The sequence below is a fragment of the Campylobacter sp. MIT 12-8780 genome, assembly GCF_006864535.1.
In the GTDB taxonomy this organism is placed as follows: Bacteria; Campylobacterota; Campylobacteria; order Campylobacterales; family Campylobacteraceae; genus Campylobacter_D.
Window position 1 is genome coordinate 204,503 of sequence record NZ_QHLL01000002.1, and the last position, 14,898, is coordinate 219,400.

16 protein-coding genes are annotated in these 14,898 nt (G+C 34.5%); 14 read left to right on the forward strand and 2 right to left on the reverse strand.

The genetic code is table 11. The features are described from left to right. Positions 1 to 7: 7 nt before the first annotated feature. Positions 8 to 295, reverse strand: coding sequence for an Asp-tRNA(Asn)/Glu-tRNA(Gln) amidotransferase subunit GatC (gene gatC / locus DMB95_RS02460; RefSeq protein WP_137632146.1), 288 nt, complete (start codon positions 293 to 295; stop codon positions 8 to 10). A 119-nt stretch (positions 296 to 414) separates the two neighbouring features. Here gatC and DMB95_RS02465 point away from each other — a divergent pair, with 119 nt between their 5' ends. The 8 genes from DMB95_RS02465 to lpxD all read left to right on the forward strand — a co-directional run bounded on the left by DMB95_RS02465 (position 415) and on the right by lpxD (position 8,288). After that, positions 415 to 978: a hypothetical protein gene (locus DMB95_RS02465; RefSeq protein ID WP_142930774.1), complete on the forward strand. Its 564-nt coding sequence runs from the start codon at positions 415 to 417 to the stop codon at positions 976 to 978. Next, entirely contained in the window at positions 975 to 1,970 is a 996-nt protein-coding gene (locus tag DMB95_RS02470; RefSeq protein WP_142930775.1) for a hypothetical protein, read from the forward strand. The genes DMB95_RS02465 and DMB95_RS02470 overlap by 4 nt, the downstream gene beginning before the upstream one ends. Beyond that, complete coding sequence (locus DMB95_RS02475) at positions 1,967 to 2,281, forward strand: hypothetical protein (protein WP_170999453.1); 315 nt, start codon at positions 1,967 to 1,969, stop codon at positions 2,279 to 2,281. Before DMB95_RS02470 ends, DMB95_RS02475 begins: the two co-directional genes overlap by 4 nt. Then, the gene (locus DMB95_RS02480; protein WP_142930776.1) at positions 2,268 to 2,897 is read left to right on the forward strand and encodes a type III pantothenate kinase; all 630 of its coding nucleotides are present in this window, start codon (positions 2,268 to 2,270) and stop codon (positions 2,895 to 2,897) included. The genes DMB95_RS02475 and DMB95_RS02480 overlap by 14 nt, the downstream gene beginning before the upstream one ends. Positions 2,898 to 2,917: 20 nt before the next feature. Beyond that, the gene (locus tag DMB95_RS02485) at positions 2,918 to 4,261 is read left to right on the forward strand and encodes an FAD-dependent oxidoreductase (RefSeq protein WP_142930777.1); all 1,344 of its coding nucleotides are present in this window, start codon (positions 2,918 to 2,920) and stop codon (positions 4,259 to 4,261) included. Positions 4,262 to 4,311: 50 nt separating this feature from the next. Next, complete coding sequence (gene pyk, locus DMB95_RS02490) at positions 4,312 to 5,757, forward strand: pyruvate kinase (protein ID WP_142930778.1); 1,446 nt, start codon at positions 4,312 to 4,314, stop codon at positions 5,755 to 5,757. 99 nt (positions 5,758 to 5,856) lie between these two features. Further along, positions 5,857 to 7,245 carry a replicative DNA helicase gene (locus DMB95_RS02495; RefSeq protein WP_142930779.1) on the forward strand — a complete coding sequence of 463 codons (1,389 nt, stop codon included), beginning with the start codon at positions 5,857 to 5,859 and terminating at the stop codon, positions 7,243 to 7,245. 74 nt (positions 7,246 to 7,319) lie between these two features. Continuing rightward, complete coding sequence (lpxD, locus tag DMB95_RS02500; RefSeq protein ID WP_142930780.1) at positions 7,320 to 8,288, forward strand: UDP-3-O-(3-hydroxymyristoyl)glucosamine N-acyltransferase; 969 nt, start codon at positions 7,320 to 7,322, stop codon at positions 8,286 to 8,288. A 205-nt stretch (positions 8,289 to 8,493) separates the two neighbouring features. Here lpxD and DMB95_RS02505 read toward each other — a convergent pair whose 3' ends face one another. Further along, positions 8,494 to 8,931, reverse strand: a complete 438-nt coding sequence (locus DMB95_RS02505) for a pseudoazurin (protein WP_137632154.1) — start codon at positions 8,929 to 8,931, stop codon at positions 8,494 to 8,496. 476 nt (positions 8,932 to 9,407) lie between these two features. Between DMB95_RS02505 and DMB95_RS02510 the strand changes: the two genes are divergently transcribed. From DMB95_RS02510 to DMB95_RS02535, 6 genes are read left to right on the forward strand one after another with little or no spacing between them, the layout of a single operon-like run. Next, positions 9,408 to 10,007, forward strand: coding sequence for a UPF0323 family lipoprotein (locus DMB95_RS02510; RefSeq protein ID WP_142930781.1), 600 nt, complete (start codon positions 9,408 to 9,410; stop codon positions 10,005 to 10,007). A 21-nt stretch (positions 10,008 to 10,028) separates the two neighbouring features. Next, positions 10,029 to 11,201: a glutathionylspermidine synthase family protein gene (locus DMB95_RS02515; RefSeq protein ID WP_142930782.1), complete on the forward strand. Its 1,173-nt coding sequence runs from the start codon at positions 10,029 to 10,031 to the stop codon at positions 11,199 to 11,201. Positions 11,202 to 11,214: 13 nt separating this feature from the next. Next, positions 11,215 to 12,147 (forward strand): D-2-hydroxyacid dehydrogenase, encoded by a 933-nt coding sequence (locus DMB95_RS02520; RefSeq protein ID WP_142930783.1) that lies wholly within the window; start codon positions 11,215 to 11,217, stop codon positions 12,145 to 12,147. Further along, positions 12,137 to 12,628: a YajQ family cyclic di-GMP-binding protein gene (locus DMB95_RS02525; RefSeq protein ID WP_142930784.1), complete on the forward strand. Its 492-nt coding sequence runs from the start codon at positions 12,137 to 12,139 to the stop codon at positions 12,626 to 12,628. The genes DMB95_RS02520 and DMB95_RS02525 overlap by 11 nt, the downstream gene beginning before the upstream one ends. Before the next feature lie 10 nt (positions 12,629 to 12,638). Then, positions 12,639 to 13,115 (forward strand): hypothetical protein, encoded by a 477-nt coding sequence (locus tag DMB95_RS02530; protein WP_142930785.1) that lies wholly within the window; start codon positions 12,639 to 12,641, stop codon positions 13,113 to 13,115. Next, a complete protein-coding gene (locus DMB95_RS02535) occupies positions 13,108 to 14,832 on the forward strand; it encodes an ATP-binding protein (RefSeq protein WP_142930786.1) in 1,725 nt (574 codons plus the stop codon). Before DMB95_RS02530 ends, DMB95_RS02535 begins: the two co-directional genes overlap by 8 nt. Positions 14,833 to 14,898 lie beyond the last annotated feature (66 nt).

Consider the following 14,898-nt stretch of genomic DNA (forward strand, 5'->3'; position numbering starts at 1 on the left):
CCCTCTATTATTCTATAATTTTTGGCACTATAAAAAAGCCATCTTGACATGATGGAGCGTGCGCAAACACTGCATCAATAACCTGTGAAGACTTTACTTCATCTTGTCTAAAAGGCGTTGCAGCTTCGATTACGCTTGTTGTGCCTTGTATAGAATCAAGTTCAAGTTCGTTTAAAATTTCAACAAAGCTTACGATCTCGCTCAGTTGTTCTATGGTTTCATTTTGTTTTTCAGTTGCTATTTCTAAGGCACTGAGCTTTTCAAGTTTATGGAGCAATTCATTATCTATTTTCATAAGCAAACCTAAAATCAATATTTTCCTTATAATTATAGCACAAAATTATCAAAATTTTAGGATATTTGTAATTTTTTAATGCTACAATTATGTTTTATTTTTAAGTTTAAAGGAAAAATATGGCTTTAAAAGATGATATAAAAGCGATCAAAACGGGTTTAAGCACCGAAGAACAGATGATCGAAAACTTCATTAAAGGCGAACGATTTTTTAAAAAATACAAGTATTATATCCTGGCTTTAGTGCTTGCATTGGTGGTTTATTTTGTTTATGATTATGCAAGTGGGGTGATTCATGAAAAAAACACAAAAGCAAATAATGAAATTTATGCAAATTTAATGCAAGATCCAAACAATACCCAAAATCTTGACTTGCTTAAAGAAAAAAACGCAAATTTGTATGCTTTGTTTTTACTCGCCCATGAAAAAGATATGAGTGATTTTGAAACAAGATTTGCAGAGCTTGAAAAGCTAAAGCTTGATCCTTTGTTAATCTCGATTTTAAAATCAGATTTAAATAATAGCACTTTTTTAAGAAATTATAACAAGCTTTTACAAGCTTTTGAACTGCTTGAAGAAGGCAAGATAGAACAAGCTCAGCTTTTGCTTGCTCAAATTCCAACGACTTCTGAGCTAAGAGGATTGGCAAATAATTTTAAGCACTATAAAGGCATAAAGCAATGAAAAGCTTTCTTTTAGCTTTAAGTTTTGTTTTGTTCTTTACGGCTTGTGGAACGAAGCGGCAGTATTTTGAACCAGAAAGTATAGAGGCAAAATTAAGCTATGATGAAAAACTAAGATCAAGCATTATAGATAAAAATTTAAATTATGCAAAATTACGCAACAATCAAGTTCTTGACGCAAACGGCGTCATTGAAAATTTCAAGCTTGAAAAAGGTTATGAGCTTTTAAAATATGAAGCAGGCGAGTTTGTCATTGCAGATGCGAACGGAAATTTAAAGATTATTGATGAAGCAGGCGAAGAGCTTTATGCGCATAAGTTTAGTGCTGCTGTTTTAAGTGTGGCTTTAGAAGGTGATGATTTGGCTCTTGTTTTGGCTGATAATACGCTTATTTTAGCCAACCGAAGTTTAGGTATAAAAATGAGTCAAGCTTTAACCCCAGCACTTGCACAAGATTCACGCGTTGTAGCACCGTATTTTTTATCAAGCATTATTGTGTATCCAAGTTTAGATGGCAAACTTAATATCGTTGATAAAAGCACGCAAAAGATCATCAGAAGCGTAGTTGTAAGCAGTGAGGATTTTTTTAATAACATCATTTATTTTGAAATTTTTCACGATAAAATGATCGCTGCCACAGCAAAAAAGATCGTTGTGGTAAGTGCTGAAAATACTTATTCTTTAGATGAAGATATTAAGAATGTGGATTTTGCGGACGATTTTATTTTTATCTTTGCGAAAAATGGTAACATTATCAAAACAGATTTGACTTTACAAAAGCTTGTTGAAAAAAAATTTAAATTCGCGATTTATAATGAGAGTGAAATATATAATAAGCACTTATATGTTTTTGAAAAAACCGGCTATTTGATAAAAAGTGATTTAAACCTTGAAAATGTGAAAGTTTATAGGCTTAAAGGTGCGGTTGATGAGAAAGCTTTTATGAAGGAAGGTAGATTTTATTATTCTAATAAAATTTTAGATTTGTTATGATAGAAGAATTTTGTGATTACTTGGGGCTTAAGTATATAAAAAGTATCGATTTAAGCCAGCTAAGTAAAAAAAGAGTATATCGCTGTGCTTTAGCAAGCGAGTTTAAAGATGAAGATACCCTTGTTTTTTCAAACTCAGCTCAGGCAAGATTTGTTTGCAAAGACGCTTTGTTTTTATTTGAACTTAAATTAAAACTTATCCAGCATTATCAACACATTCAAAATTGTATTATTTTTATCAAAGCGCCTTTATGCTCAAAAGCAAAAAAGCTACTTGATGAAAGGCAGATAAAACACTATGCTTTTGTGTGATATAGGCAACTCAAGTGCGAGCTTTTTAGATGATAATAAATACCACAGCCTTAGCCTTGATGAGTTTGTGAATTTTCAAAGTGAAAAGAAGGTTTTTTATATTAGCGTTAATGATAGGCTTAAAGAGCTTATAAAACAAAAATCTCATTTTGTCAATCTTGAGCCTTATTTTAAATTTGACACTATTTATAAGGGCTTAGGCATTGATAGAATCGCTGCTTGTTATACTATAGAAGATGGTGTAGTCGTTGATGCAGGTAGTGCCATAAGTGTAGATATAATGTCAAATCGTATGCACTTAGGAGGCTTTATCCTGCCCGGTATTGCAAGCTATAGAAAAGCTTATGCTGAAATTTCTCCACGTTTAAAATGCGAGCTAAACACTCAACTTCGCTTAGATGCCTTTCCGCAACGAACTATTGATGCTTTAAGTTATGGGGTATTTAAAGGAATTTGCTTGCTTATAGAAAATGCTACGCACCAGCAAAAGCTTTATTTTACCGGTGGAGACGGGCAGTTTTTGGCGAATTTTTTTGAAAAGGCGATTTATGATAAATTACTTGTATTTAGAGGAATGAAAAAGGTTATTGAGGAAAACCCGCAGCTTTTGTATTAAAAAAATGATAAGGAAAAAAAATGAAAGAATTTGATGTCATCGTTATCGGTGCTGGAATTTCAGGTGCAGCTTTGTTTTATGAGCTTGCAAGATATACAGATATTAAAAACATTGCACTGCTTGAGAAATACAACGCCCCAGCAACGCTTAATAGCAAGGCTACGAGCAATTCTCAAACCATTCATTGCGGAGATATAGAGACAAATTATAGCGCCCAAAAAGCAGCTAAAGTAAAGCCAAATGCTGATATGGTGGTAAAATATGCCCTTAAAGAAAAAGAAAAAGGCAATCTTTTTGTATATTCACACCAAAAAATGGTGCTTGCTGTTGGCGATAAAGAGTGCGAATATCTTACAAATCGTTATGAAGAATTTAAAAGTTTGTATCCTTACGCACAATTTTTTGACAAAACTCAGCTTAAAAAGCTTGAGCCAAAAGTTGTACTTGGCAAAGATGGCATAAAAGATAGAAGTGAAAATATAGTCGCTATGGGTGCTGAAGCTGGCAAGTCTTATACGACTATTGATTTTGGTAAGATGAGTGAAAGCTTGGTAAAAAACGCCACACAGGAGGATAAAAATACCTTTGTAGCCTTTAATCAAGAAGTGATTAAGCTTGAGAAAAAAGATGGCTATTTTTATATTTTTACCAAAGATTATCAAGAATACAGAGCAAAAGCTATAGTAGTAAATGCCGGAGCGCACTCCTTATATCTTGCACATAAAATGGGCGTTGGGCTTGATAAGTCTTGTTGGCCTGTAGCTGGGAGCTTTTATTTAACCAAACAAAAGCTTTTAAATGGCAAGGTTTATACAGTGCAAAATCCAAAACTTCCTTTTGCGGCTTTGCATGGCGATCCAGATATCATGGCTGATATGAATACCCGCTTTGGACCTACTGCACTTGTGATCCCAAAACTTGAACGATATAGAGGCTTAAAGTCAATGCCTGAATTTTTTGAAGCCTTAAAATTTGACAAAATGGTTGCAAAAGTAAGCCTTGATATGCTTAAGGATAAGGTTGTAAGAAATTATATATTTTATAATTATTTATATGAAATTCCAATGCTTAATAAACAATTATTTGCCAAAAAGATAGGTAAAATCATACCTAGCTTAAAACCAGAGGATATTTACTATGCTCATGGCTTTGGTGGGGTGCGTCCTCAAGTGATCGATAAAACAAAAGGTGAATTACTTTTAGGCGAAGCAAGTATCAATGATATAGAAGGCATTATCTTTAACATGACTCCAAGTCCGGGCGCAACAAGTTGCTTAGGCAATGCTAAAAAAGATGCTTTAAGCGTGTGTGCGTATTTGGGCGCAAAGTTTGATGAGGATAAATTTCAAAGCGAGCTAGTGTAGCCTTTTTGTTTCCAAAATACGCTATGATATGAGAAAATCAAGGAGAAATGATGATTAAAAAAACAAAGATTGTCGCAACCGTTGGACCAGCTAGCCAGAGCAAGGAAGTGTTAAAGCAAATGATCATCAACGGGGTAAATGTTTTTCGTCTTAATTTCTCACATGGCACGCACGAATACCACCAAAACAACCTTAGCACCATTCGAGAAGTTGCTAAAGAACTTGGCGCAAGAGTGGGAATTTTGCAAGATATTAGCGGACCAAAGATAAGAACCTTAGAGCTTAAAGAACCTTTTGAGCTTAAAAGTGGCGATAGGCTTGATTTTTATAAAGAGCACATCATCGGCGAAAAAATAGCACCAAATCATTACAAACTAGGTATAAATCACCCAGAAATTCTTGATATGCTTAAAATTGGCGAATATATCTATCTTTATGATGGTAGCATTAGGGCTATAGTTGTGAAAATCAGCGATGATAAGGTAGAAAGCGTGATTGAAAATGATGGCTTTTTAAGCTCAAACAAGGGTATAAATTTCCCAAATACTCGTATTAATATCGATGTAATTACGACTAAAGATAAGGACGATTTGCTTTGGGGGATTGAAAATAATGTGGATTTTTTAGCTATATCTTTTGTTCAAAATGCCCATGATATAGATGAAGTAAAGCAAATTTTAGCGCAAAACAATGCTAAAATAGCTATATTTGCCAAGATAGAAAAATTTGACGCTGTAGAAAATATCGATGAAATCATCAAAACAAGCGATGGCATAATGGTAGCAAGAGGCGATCTTGGTATAGAAGTGCCGTATTTTAAAGTCCCAAATATACAAAAACAAATCATCTTTAAAGCAAATCAAGCCAGCAAGCCCGTCATCACAGCCACTCAAATGCTCTTTTCTTTGGCAAAAACCAAAAATGCTACAAGAGCTGAAATTTCAGATGTCGCAAATGCTGTTTTAGATGGCACTGATGCGGTAATGCTTAGCGAAGAAAGTGCAGTGGGTATAGATCCGGCAAATGCTGTAGATATCATGGCAAAAACGATTATAGAGACAGAAAAAAACTATCCTTACAACAAATTTAGTCTTTTTGATGACTTTGATGAAACAGATATTATGATGCGTTCAAGCGTCCATCTTGCAAGGGATTTAAATGTTAATGCACTTATTGCTCTTACAAGTAGTGGAAAAAGTGCCATTAAAATGGCAAGGTATCGCCCAAATGCAAGTATTATCGCTGCAGCACATAGCGAAAAAACCTTGAATTTTTTAAGTATAGTTTGGGGCGTGAATGCTGCAGTTCTTGTTGATGGAGATAAGAGAGATTTAACAGATCTTATAAAAGATGCGGTAAATACAAGCCTCAAACAAGGATTTATCGACAAAGATAAAACTTATATCCTTACAGCTGGTTTTCCAACCGGTGTTGAGGGCTCGTGTAATCTTATTCGCTTACTTAAAAAAGAGCAAATTGAGTATTATTTAAGGTGAGTTTTCACCTTTTTGAGCGTAAAAACCTTAAAAAACTCATTAATTTATCCTGATTTTAAAGCTTTCTTTGTTAAAATTTACTCTTTTTAGAGGGTGTGTATGAAAAACAATATAGACGAAAATGTGGATTTGGATTTAGAAAGAGCGATTTTGAGTTCTTGCTTGTATAGTGAGGATTCTTATGCGAGTATTGCTGGGGATATTGAGCCAAGTGATTTTAGCTTTAAGCCTCATCAAGATATATTCAAAGCCTTTGTAGCATGCGTGAGTGCAAACGATCCTATCAGCTCAAGTTTTGTAAAAAAACACGGCAAGATTGATGAGAATGTATTTAATGAAGTGCTTTCTACTACAGCTATAGTTGATATTGTTAAATACGCTCACGAGCTTCGTGAAAAATCTATCAAAAGACAGCTTTTAAATTTCGCTCACACCATACCTTCAAAGATCAACTCAAACAAAGCCGTATCACAAATCACTGATGAATTAAATAAAGAAATTTTTAACCTTACAAATCGCGTTAATAGCGCTGATATAAAAGATATGCAAGTGGTTTTAAGCGAGCTTTTGGAAGAGTTTAAAAAGCAAAAGCAAAGTGAGCACAGAGAAATTTTAGGGCTTGATACAGGCTTTTCTGATTTAAACAAAATGATAAAAGGCTTTAAAGATGGTGATCTTATCATCGTTGCAGCAAGACCGGGTATGGGTAAAACAACGATTTGTTTAAATTTCATCGAAAAGGCGTTAAGAGAAGATCAAGGTGTGGTATTTTTCTCTCTTGAAATGCCAGCTACTCAGATCATGCAAAGATTACTTTCAGCCAAAACTTCCATTCCTCTTCAAAGGCTTTTGATTGCGGATTTAAATGATGATGAATGGAGCAGGGTAAGTGATGCTTGTGATGAGTATTCAAAGAAAAACTTTTATATTTATGATAGTGGATATGCAAGTATCACGGATATTAGAGCTGTTTTAAGAAGGTTAAAATCAAGCGATGAGAGTATCAAGCTTTGCGTGGTGGATTATATAGGCTTGATGATGAGTAATTCAGACTTTAAAGATAGACATTTACAAGTGAGTGAAATTTCAAGAGGCTTAAAACTTCTTGCAAGAGAGCTTGATATGCCTATCATCGCTCTTTCTCAGCTTAACAGAAGCCTTGAAAGTAGAGCAAATAAACGCCCAATGCTTAGTGATTTACGTGAAAGTGGAGCCATAGAACAAGACGCAGATACCATACTTTTTGTATATAGAGATGAAGTGTATAGAGAACAAGAAGAAAAAGAAAGAGAAAATAAAGCAAAGGCTGAAGGCAAGGAATATGTCAGGAAATTTATCCCACACCCTTTTGAAGAAAAAGCAGAACTTATAGTAGGTAAAAACAGAAATGGACCTACAGGCACGGTTGAGCTTGTTTTTTATAAAGAAAAATCAAGTTTTGCTCAAGTTCCTAAGGAAGAATTTGTAGCAACGAGTTTTGAAGAATGAGTGTGAATTGCTAGGATTTATTCTTTTTTTACGAAAGAATGATTATAATATTTTTATTTTATTAAGGGGCGATGATGAAATTAAGCGAGATAGCGGAGTTTTTGGGGCTTGAGTTTAAGGGCGAGGATTTAGAGATTAAGGCTTTAAATTCGCTTTCAAGGGCAAGTTTTGATGAATTGAGTTATTGCGATAGCGATAAAAATGCCAAGAATATCGCTCATTGCGGAGCTGGAGCGATCATAGTAAGCAAAAAGCATGAAAATTTAGTGCCAAAAGATATGCAAAAGCTCGTCAGTGCTAATCCTCAGCTTTCTTTTGCGTATTTAAGTAAGCTATATGCAAAGCCTTTAGTATCGAATGAAAAAAAACCAAATACTATCGCTAAAAGTGCTACTATAATGCCAAATGTGTATTTAGGAAGTGGCGTAAATATAGGCGAAAATGTCGTGATTATGGCAGGAGCGTATATAGGTGATAATGTCAGCATAGGCGATTTTAGTATAATCCACCCAAATGTGGTTATTTATAGTGATAGTCAAATCGGTAAAAAATGCCATTTGCTTGCAAACTGCGTTATAGGAAGTGATGGCTTTGGTTATGCTCACAACAACGCTGGGGAGCATTATAAAATTTATCATAATGGCAATGTGATTTTAGAAGATTTTGTTGAGATTGGGGCTTGCACGAGTATCGATAGGGCTGTGTTTGAAAGCACCATTATCAAGGCTGGGACTAAGGTTGATAATCTTGTTCAAATAGGACATAACTGCGTTATTGGCAAAAACTGCATTATCGTAGCTCAAACAGGAATTTCTGGCTCAAGCGAACTCGGGCAAAATGTCGTTATGGGCGGGCAAAGTGCGACAAGCGGACATCTTAAGATAGGCGATTTTACTACCGTTGCTGCACGAGGTGGGGTAAGTAAGAGCTTAGAAGGAGGCAGGGTATATGGAGGCTTTCCTATCATGCTTCAAAAAGATTGGCTTAAATTTCAAGCTAAGCTTGCAAATTTGTTTCATAAGGATTTAAAAACAAAAGAATAAATTAAGAAGCTATGAAAGTCAAGAAAAGGGCTGAATTTAGCTCTTTTCTTTGCTTGTGTTTTAAAGATATTAGCTATTAAAGCTAAGAAATACCTAGCCACACAAGAGCTAAATGCGTCTATAAGTCCTATATTTCACATCATTTTAGTGCGTAAATACTCGTAAATATTTTCAAAATCTAGGCTAAAAAGCCTAGATTGAAACTTTATTTTTGAATTTGAGCAGCGTATTTATTAAATCTTTCTTTTGCCTTTGCTGGTTTAAATAAGCCATCATTTACCTTATCAGCATTAACAGCTTTTCCAACTTGAATGAGTCCTACCATACCCATTGGAGTGTGAGGGACGCATTCATATACATATACGCCTTCTTTATCAAGCTTTACGCTGTATTTTTCACCTTTTTTTACTGTTCCACCCGGACTTTGAAAACTTGAAGCACCATCTGGAACAAGCACACTTTTAACATTGTGAGTTGGATCAGTAGCCACAAAAGTGATAGTATCACCTGCAGCTGCTTTGACATAAGCTGGTTCAAAAACCATAATGCCATCAGCACCTTTATTAAGCATCTTTACTTCATGTTCGGCTGCAAAAAGAGCACTAACGCCTACCATAGCAAGCATTGCTAAAGTTTTTTTCATTTGAAATCCTTTAAGAATTGAATTTTTTAAAACACAAATTTTTGTGTGAGAATAATTATAACTTTAAAATAGTTAATTCATTATTAAGTTTTATTAAAACTTATATATTATTAGAATTCAAAGATATAAGATAATATTTTAGATATTAATATTTCTTATTGTTTTTAAGTAGTTTTTAAAAAATGACATGATATTATCATCACACTTAAAAAAAAATATTTTATAGAAAGGATAAGCAGTGAAAAAGATCGTTTTTGCAGCTCTTTTGAGCCTTTTTAGCATTTCAGCTTTTGCTTGCGCTGATCATAATACTAAATCTGATCAAGCTAGCCATCAACATTAAATTTTAAGCCTGAGTTATTCAGGCTTTTGTGTTTATTTTTATTCTACACTTTTGCAATTTTCTTTCATTTTTACAAAATTTTAGTAAAACTTTGCTACACTTAAAAAATTTCATTTTTTACTAGGAAAAGATCATGAAACACATCAAAAAAATAGCCAAACTTACCATGATAGCAGGACTGAGTGCGGTTGCAGCTGGAGCTTTGATAGCTTGCAATGATGGAGGAACTAGGGCAGAGGATATGAGCCAAAATGCCCAGCAAGGTGCCTTTGTCATTATAGAAGAAGTTGCAAAAGGCGAGTATAAGATCAAAGAACAATTCCCAAGTGCTGAAACTAGAGTGGTTTTACAAGAACTTAATGGCACTGAAAGAGTGCTTACTAAAGCAGAAATGGACGCCTTGCTTAAACAAGAAGAAGCTAAAATTGATAATGGCACTTCAAAGCTTACTCAAGAAAACGCCCAAATGAGCGGAGGTGGTTTAAGCTTAGGAGAAGCCTTACTTGCTAGTGCAGCTGGAGCTATCATAGGTTCTTGGATAGGCTCAAAACTTTTTAATAATCAAAATTTTGCCAACAATCAAAGAGGAGCTTTTTCAAATCAAAGTGCCTATCAAAGAAGTATGAATAGCTTTAACAGCCAAAACGCAAGGGCTGGTTCAAGCTCAAGATCAGGCTTTTTTGGAGGCGGTTCAAAGGCAGCAAGTTCAAGTTCAAGCAGCTTTGGCTCTTAATTTAATAAAGATGAGGTTAATATGAATTTTTTAAGAGTAAAAGCCCTTGAAAAAAGCTATTTAGAAAGCATAGGTTTTAGCTGGCACACCGATAATGATGGCAGTGAGTATCTTTCAAATGAGCTAGTGCAAGTGAGTCAAAAAGAAGCAAATGCGTATTATGAAGCGGTAAATGAGCTTTATGATATGGTTGTGGCTGCAGCTCAAGAAGTGATTGATAAGAACCGCTTTGATGAGTTAGGCATTCCTTTTAACTTAATTGATGCTATTAAGATGAGCTGGGAAAATGAGGTGCATTGGCATTTGTATTCTCGCTTTGATCTAGCTGGTGGGCTTGATAGCAAGCCAATTAAGCTTATAGAGTTTAACGCTGATACTCCAACCAGTCTTTTTGAAACAGCGATTTTACAATGGGCGATTTTAAAGCAAAATGCTCTTGATGAAAGCTTGCAATTTAACAGCCTTTATGAAAGCTTGATGGATAATTTTAAAAGACTTGTTACTCTTGAAGAAAGCGTTGAGGGCTTTGAGCAGTATTATCAGGGCTGGAAAATCCTTTTTTCAAGTATAGCTGGTTCTCATGAAGATGAGATCACCACTAAGCTTTTAGCTCATATTGCTAAAGAAGCTGGCTTTGAGAGCGATTTTAGTTTTATTGATGAGGTGGAGTTTAGCCCAGAGGGAATTTTCAAAAATGGTATCAATTTTGAATATTTCTTTAAGCTTATCCCTTGGGAAAATATAGCCATAGAAGAAGGCGAGCTAGCCATGCTTTTAACGCAGATCATGCAAAATCAAAAGGCGATTATCTTAAATCCAGCCTATACCTTACTTTTTCAAAGCAAGGGCATATTAAAAGTGTTATGGGAGCTTTATCCAAACCATCCTTTGCTTTTAGAAACTAGCGATAAGCCTTTAGTGGGTAAAAAATGCGTGAAAAAGCCTGTTTTTGGTAGAGAAGGAGCAAATATAAGCATAATAGAAGCAGATGGTTCTATCAGCTTTGAAACAGGGGGCGAGTATGCAAATAATAAATTCATCTATCAAGAATTTGTGGAGTTTAACGAACATGAGGGACAAAAATACCAAGCTGGAGTATTTTTTGCCTATGAGGGCTGTGGTTTAGGCTTTAGAAAAGGCGGCTTGGTGCTTGATAATTTTGCTAAATTTGTAGGACATATCATAAAGGCATAAAAAAGGAGATATAATGAAAATAGTTTGTTTAGACGCCCTTACTTTAGGGGAAGCTGATTTGAGTGCTTTTCGGGACTTTGGCGAATTTGTAAGTTATGAGCTTACAAGCAAAGATGAGGTGATACAAAGGCTAAAAGGAGCTGATGTAGCCGTGGTTAATAAAGTCATCATTGATGAAGAAGTTATTGACAATACCAACCTAAAACTCATCTTAGAAACAGCCACAGGCACGAATAACATAGCCGTAGAATACGCCCAAAATAAAGGCATAGTGGTAAAAAATGTAGCAGGTTATTCTACTTCAAGTGTTACTCAGCATACCTTTGCTTTGCTTTTTGCCTTTTTAAATCATATAGTGTATTATGATACTTTTACTAAGAGTGGGGCATGGTGTAAGAGTGCTATTTTTACCGATTTTTCTCGTATCATTCATACACTTGAGGGAAAAAATTATGGCATTATAGGGCTTGGTAGTATAGGAAAACAGGTTGCAAATATAGCTTCTAGCTTTGGAGCAAAGGTTTTTTATCATTCTACAACAGGGGCGAATTTAAAGGCTGATTTTACTCATCTTAGCCTTGAGGATTTGCTTAAAACTTGTGATATTATCAGCATTCACGCCCCGCTTAATGAAAAGACAAAAAAGCTTATCTCACAAAAAGAGCTTGAACTTATGAAAGATGGGGCTATTTTGATCAATGTAGGACGCGGTGGTATAGTAGATGAAGAGGCTTTAGCCCTTGTGCTTGATAAAAAAGATATAAGAGTAGCACTTGATGTGCTTGAACATGAGCCTATGAGGGAAAATCATCCACTTTTAAAGATCAAAGCCAAAGAAAAACTCATCATCACACCTCACATAGCCTTTGCCAGTGCTGAAGCTATGAAAAAGCTCATAGAAATGGTGCTTGAGAATTTAAAGGAGTTTGTAAAAAATGGCAAGTGAGCATAGTTTTGATATAAGCGCAGCTATTGATAGCGGAGAGCTTAAAAATGCCCTAGAGCAAGCTAAAAAAGAACTTGAAAGCAGATATGATTTAAAGGGCGTAAAGGCTGAGTTTGAGCTTGATGAAAAGCTTGGACTTTTTAAAATTTCTTCCTCAAGTGAAGCTAAGCTTGATACCTTAAAAGATATGCTTATTTCAAAGCTTATCAAAAGAGGCGTTAATGCTGCCGCTATTAAAGAAAAAAGCAGAGAAAGTGGGGCTTTAGCAAGATTAAGCCTAGAAGTAGCCTCAAGCATAGATAGTGAAAATGCCAAAAAAATCAACAAAGCCATCAAAGAAAGCAAGCTTAAGGTAAGCTCTCAAATTAGAGGCGAGGAGATTAGGGTAAGTGCTAAGCAAATTGATGATTTACAAGCCGTGATGAAGCTGGTTAAAGAGCTCAATTTAGAGCTGAATTTAAGCTTTAAAAATTTAAAATAAAGTCTAAATTTTGAGATTTACCATCATTTTACTAAGCTTTTTTTTACTCAGTTGTTCCATACCTTTAAAAAAAGGAAAATCAGAGCCTGTATATGTAAGTTTAAAGGTGCAGGGCTTAAGAAATGCTGATTTTGGTTTTTTGTATGAAAAGCAAAAGGGAGTGAGCTTAGAGCTTTATAAACTCGCTCAGGTGCTTTTAAGGCTTAAGATAGAAGATAAAATTTGCTTAGAACAAGCTTGTTTTGAGAAAAAAGCTTTTAATCAAAGGTATTTAGGACAGGCTTATTATGATGATTTTTTAGAAGATATTTTGCGTTTTAAACCTCTTTTTGAGGGTAAGAATTTAGTGCAAAATGCTTGTGGTTTTAGCCAGAATTTACAGGGTGTAAATTATGATATAAGCTATCAAGTTTGTGATAAGGAAATGCTTTTTATAGAAAAGAAAAATAATATAAGGCTAAGCATTAAAAAGGTTGATAATGAATGATTTAAAAGAGTTTTTAAACAAGAAAAATATCACAGAAACTAAGCTTTTTAAAAAACTCAAATGCAGTGAAAATGAGGCTTTGATCTTAAGAGAGCTTTGCAAAAACTATGTGCAAGCAAACTCAAGCACCAGTGCTTTTAGCGTGCTTTTTACTCTTTTTGGGGATTCTTCTTTTTCACATTTAGATCACCTAGAAGAGCTTAAACATCTTATAGAGCTTGGTTTTATCACTCAAAGTATGAGTGCTTTTAAAAGCACGGATTCAAGGGCTTTAAGAGCTTCAATGCTTTATTTACTTCAAACTGAGTTGAGTTTAAGTGAGCTTTTTTTGCATTTTATCGAAGAAAAAAGTGTGCTTGATATGTCTAAAAAAGATGCTTATGGTGATTATTTGGAGTATTTAAAAGATGAGTTTGAACGTATCGAGCTTTATGCAAGACTTAATTTTAACTTAAAATATCAAAATGATGAGCTTAAAAACACCATAAAAGCTTATGAAAAGCATATCAAAGAGCGTCTTAAGCACAGCAAATTTTATAATGTCCTGGCTGAAATTTTTAAAGAATACGCCTTAAATGAAAAAGAGCAAATCATATTCATCGCCCTTTTAAAAGAAGAATACAGCATTAATGATGAAAACTCAAATGCAAGGGATTTAAATTCCTTACTCTTACTCATTAGCAATTCTGAGCTTGAAAGACTTAAAAATAAAGCCTTATTTGATGAAAACTCAAAACTTATGGAAAAAAATCTCATTGATTATGATGAGTTTTTAAGCCCTTTTGGAGATATTAATAAAAGCTTTTATTTAAGCGAGAGCATTTTACAACGCATAATTGATTTTAAAGAGCCAAGCAAAAACACTAAGCTAAGATTAGAAAGCGTTGTAAAGGATCAAGATATATTTGAGCTTATAGAGCCAAACACTGATATAAACGATGTAATCATGCCTATAAAAACAAAGGAGCTTTTAGAAAATATCTTAAAGCAACAAGATAAAAAAGTACTTGAGCGTTTAAGTTCTTGGGGCATAAAAAGTTCTAAAAATATAGAAGCAAAGATCATCTTTTATGGACCTGCTGGAACGGGTAAGACTATGAGTGCTTTAAGCCTTGCAAAGTCTATGAAAAAGGCGGTTTTGAGCTTTGATTGTTCTAAAATTTTAAGCAAATATGTGGGCGAAAGCGAGCAAAATGTAAGAAAAATTTTTGACACTTATAATAAAATCGCTCAAAATTGCAAACAAAGCCCAATTTTACTCTTAAATGAAGCCGATCAGTTTTTAAGCACAAGGATTGAAAGTAGCAGTGGGGCTGATAAAATGCACAATCAAATGCAAAATATTTTCCTAGAGCAAATCGAGCGTTTTAGTGGAGTGATCATCGCTACAACAAATTTCTTAGAAAGCCTAGATAGTGCCTTTTCAAGAAGGTTTGAGTATAAGATAGAGTTTAAAAAGCCAGATTTTACTCAAAGGCTTTTAATCTGGCAAAAATCCCTACCTAAAAATGCCGAATTTGACAAAGAATTTAGCGTTAATGTGCTAGCAAATTATGAACTTAGCGGCGCTCAAATCATCATGGTGATTAAAAACACAGCCCTAAAAGCAGCCATTTCAAAAGAGGGCATTTTCAAAATGCAAGATTTTTTAGAAAGCATACATAAAGAATTAAGCTCAAGCTTTGATAAAAACAAAATCGTAGGTTTTGGAGCTTAGGAAGTTTTTAAAAAGTTTGAGTTTAAAAATATTTTCATCAGCAAGCAAAATATCAAGCTTATCTCC

Excerpts from the sequence above, each read along its gene's own strand:
- gatC (WP_137632146.1), bottom strand. The coding sequence starts at position 295 with ATGAAAATAGATAATGAATTGCTCCATAAACTTGAAAAGCTCAGTGCC.
- DMB95_RS02465 (WP_142930774.1), top strand. The coding sequence starts at position 415 with ATGGCTTTAAAAGATGATATAAAAGCGATCAAAACGGGTTTAAGCACC.
- DMB95_RS02470 (WP_142930775.1), top strand. The coding sequence starts at position 975 with ATGAAAAGCTTTCTTTTAGCTTTAAGTTTTGTTTTGTTCTTTACGGCT.
- DMB95_RS02475 (WP_170999453.1), top strand. The coding sequence starts at position 1,967 with ATGATAGAAGAATTTTGTGATTACTTGGGGCTTAAGTATATAAAAAGT.
- DMB95_RS02480 (WP_142930776.1), top strand. The coding sequence starts at position 2,268 with ATGCTTTTGTGTGATATAGGCAACTCAAGTGCGAGCTTTTTAGATGAT.
- DMB95_RS02485 (WP_142930777.1), top strand. The coding sequence starts at position 2,918 with ATGAAAGAATTTGATGTCATCGTTATCGGTGCTGGAATTTCAGGTGCA.
- pyk (WP_142930778.1), top strand. The coding sequence starts at position 4,312 with ATGATTAAAAAAACAAAGATTGTCGCAACCGTTGGACCAGCTAGCCAG.
- DMB95_RS02495 (WP_142930779.1), top strand. The coding sequence starts at position 5,857 with ATGAAAAACAATATAGACGAAAATGTGGATTTGGATTTAGAAAGAGCG.
- lpxD (WP_142930780.1), top strand. The coding sequence starts at position 7,320 with ATGAAATTAAGCGAGATAGCGGAGTTTTTGGGGCTTGAGTTTAAGGGC.
- DMB95_RS02505 (WP_137632154.1), bottom strand. The coding sequence starts at position 8,931 with ATGAAAAAAACTTTAGCAATGCTTGCTATGGTAGGCGTTAGTGCTCTT.
- DMB95_RS02510 (WP_142930781.1), top strand. The coding sequence starts at position 9,408 with ATGAAACACATCAAAAAAATAGCCAAACTTACCATGATAGCAGGACTG.
- DMB95_RS02515 (WP_142930782.1), top strand. The coding sequence starts at position 10,029 with ATGAATTTTTTAAGAGTAAAAGCCCTTGAAAAAAGCTATTTAGAAAGC.
- DMB95_RS02520 (WP_142930783.1), top strand. The coding sequence starts at position 11,215 with ATGAAAATAGTTTGTTTAGACGCCCTTACTTTAGGGGAAGCTGATTTG.
- DMB95_RS02525 (WP_142930784.1), top strand. The coding sequence starts at position 12,137 with ATGGCAAGTGAGCATAGTTTTGATATAAGCGCAGCTATTGATAGCGGA.
- DMB95_RS02535 (WP_142930786.1), top strand. The coding sequence starts at position 13,108 with ATGAATGATTTAAAAGAGTTTTTAAACAAGAAAAATATCACAGAAACT.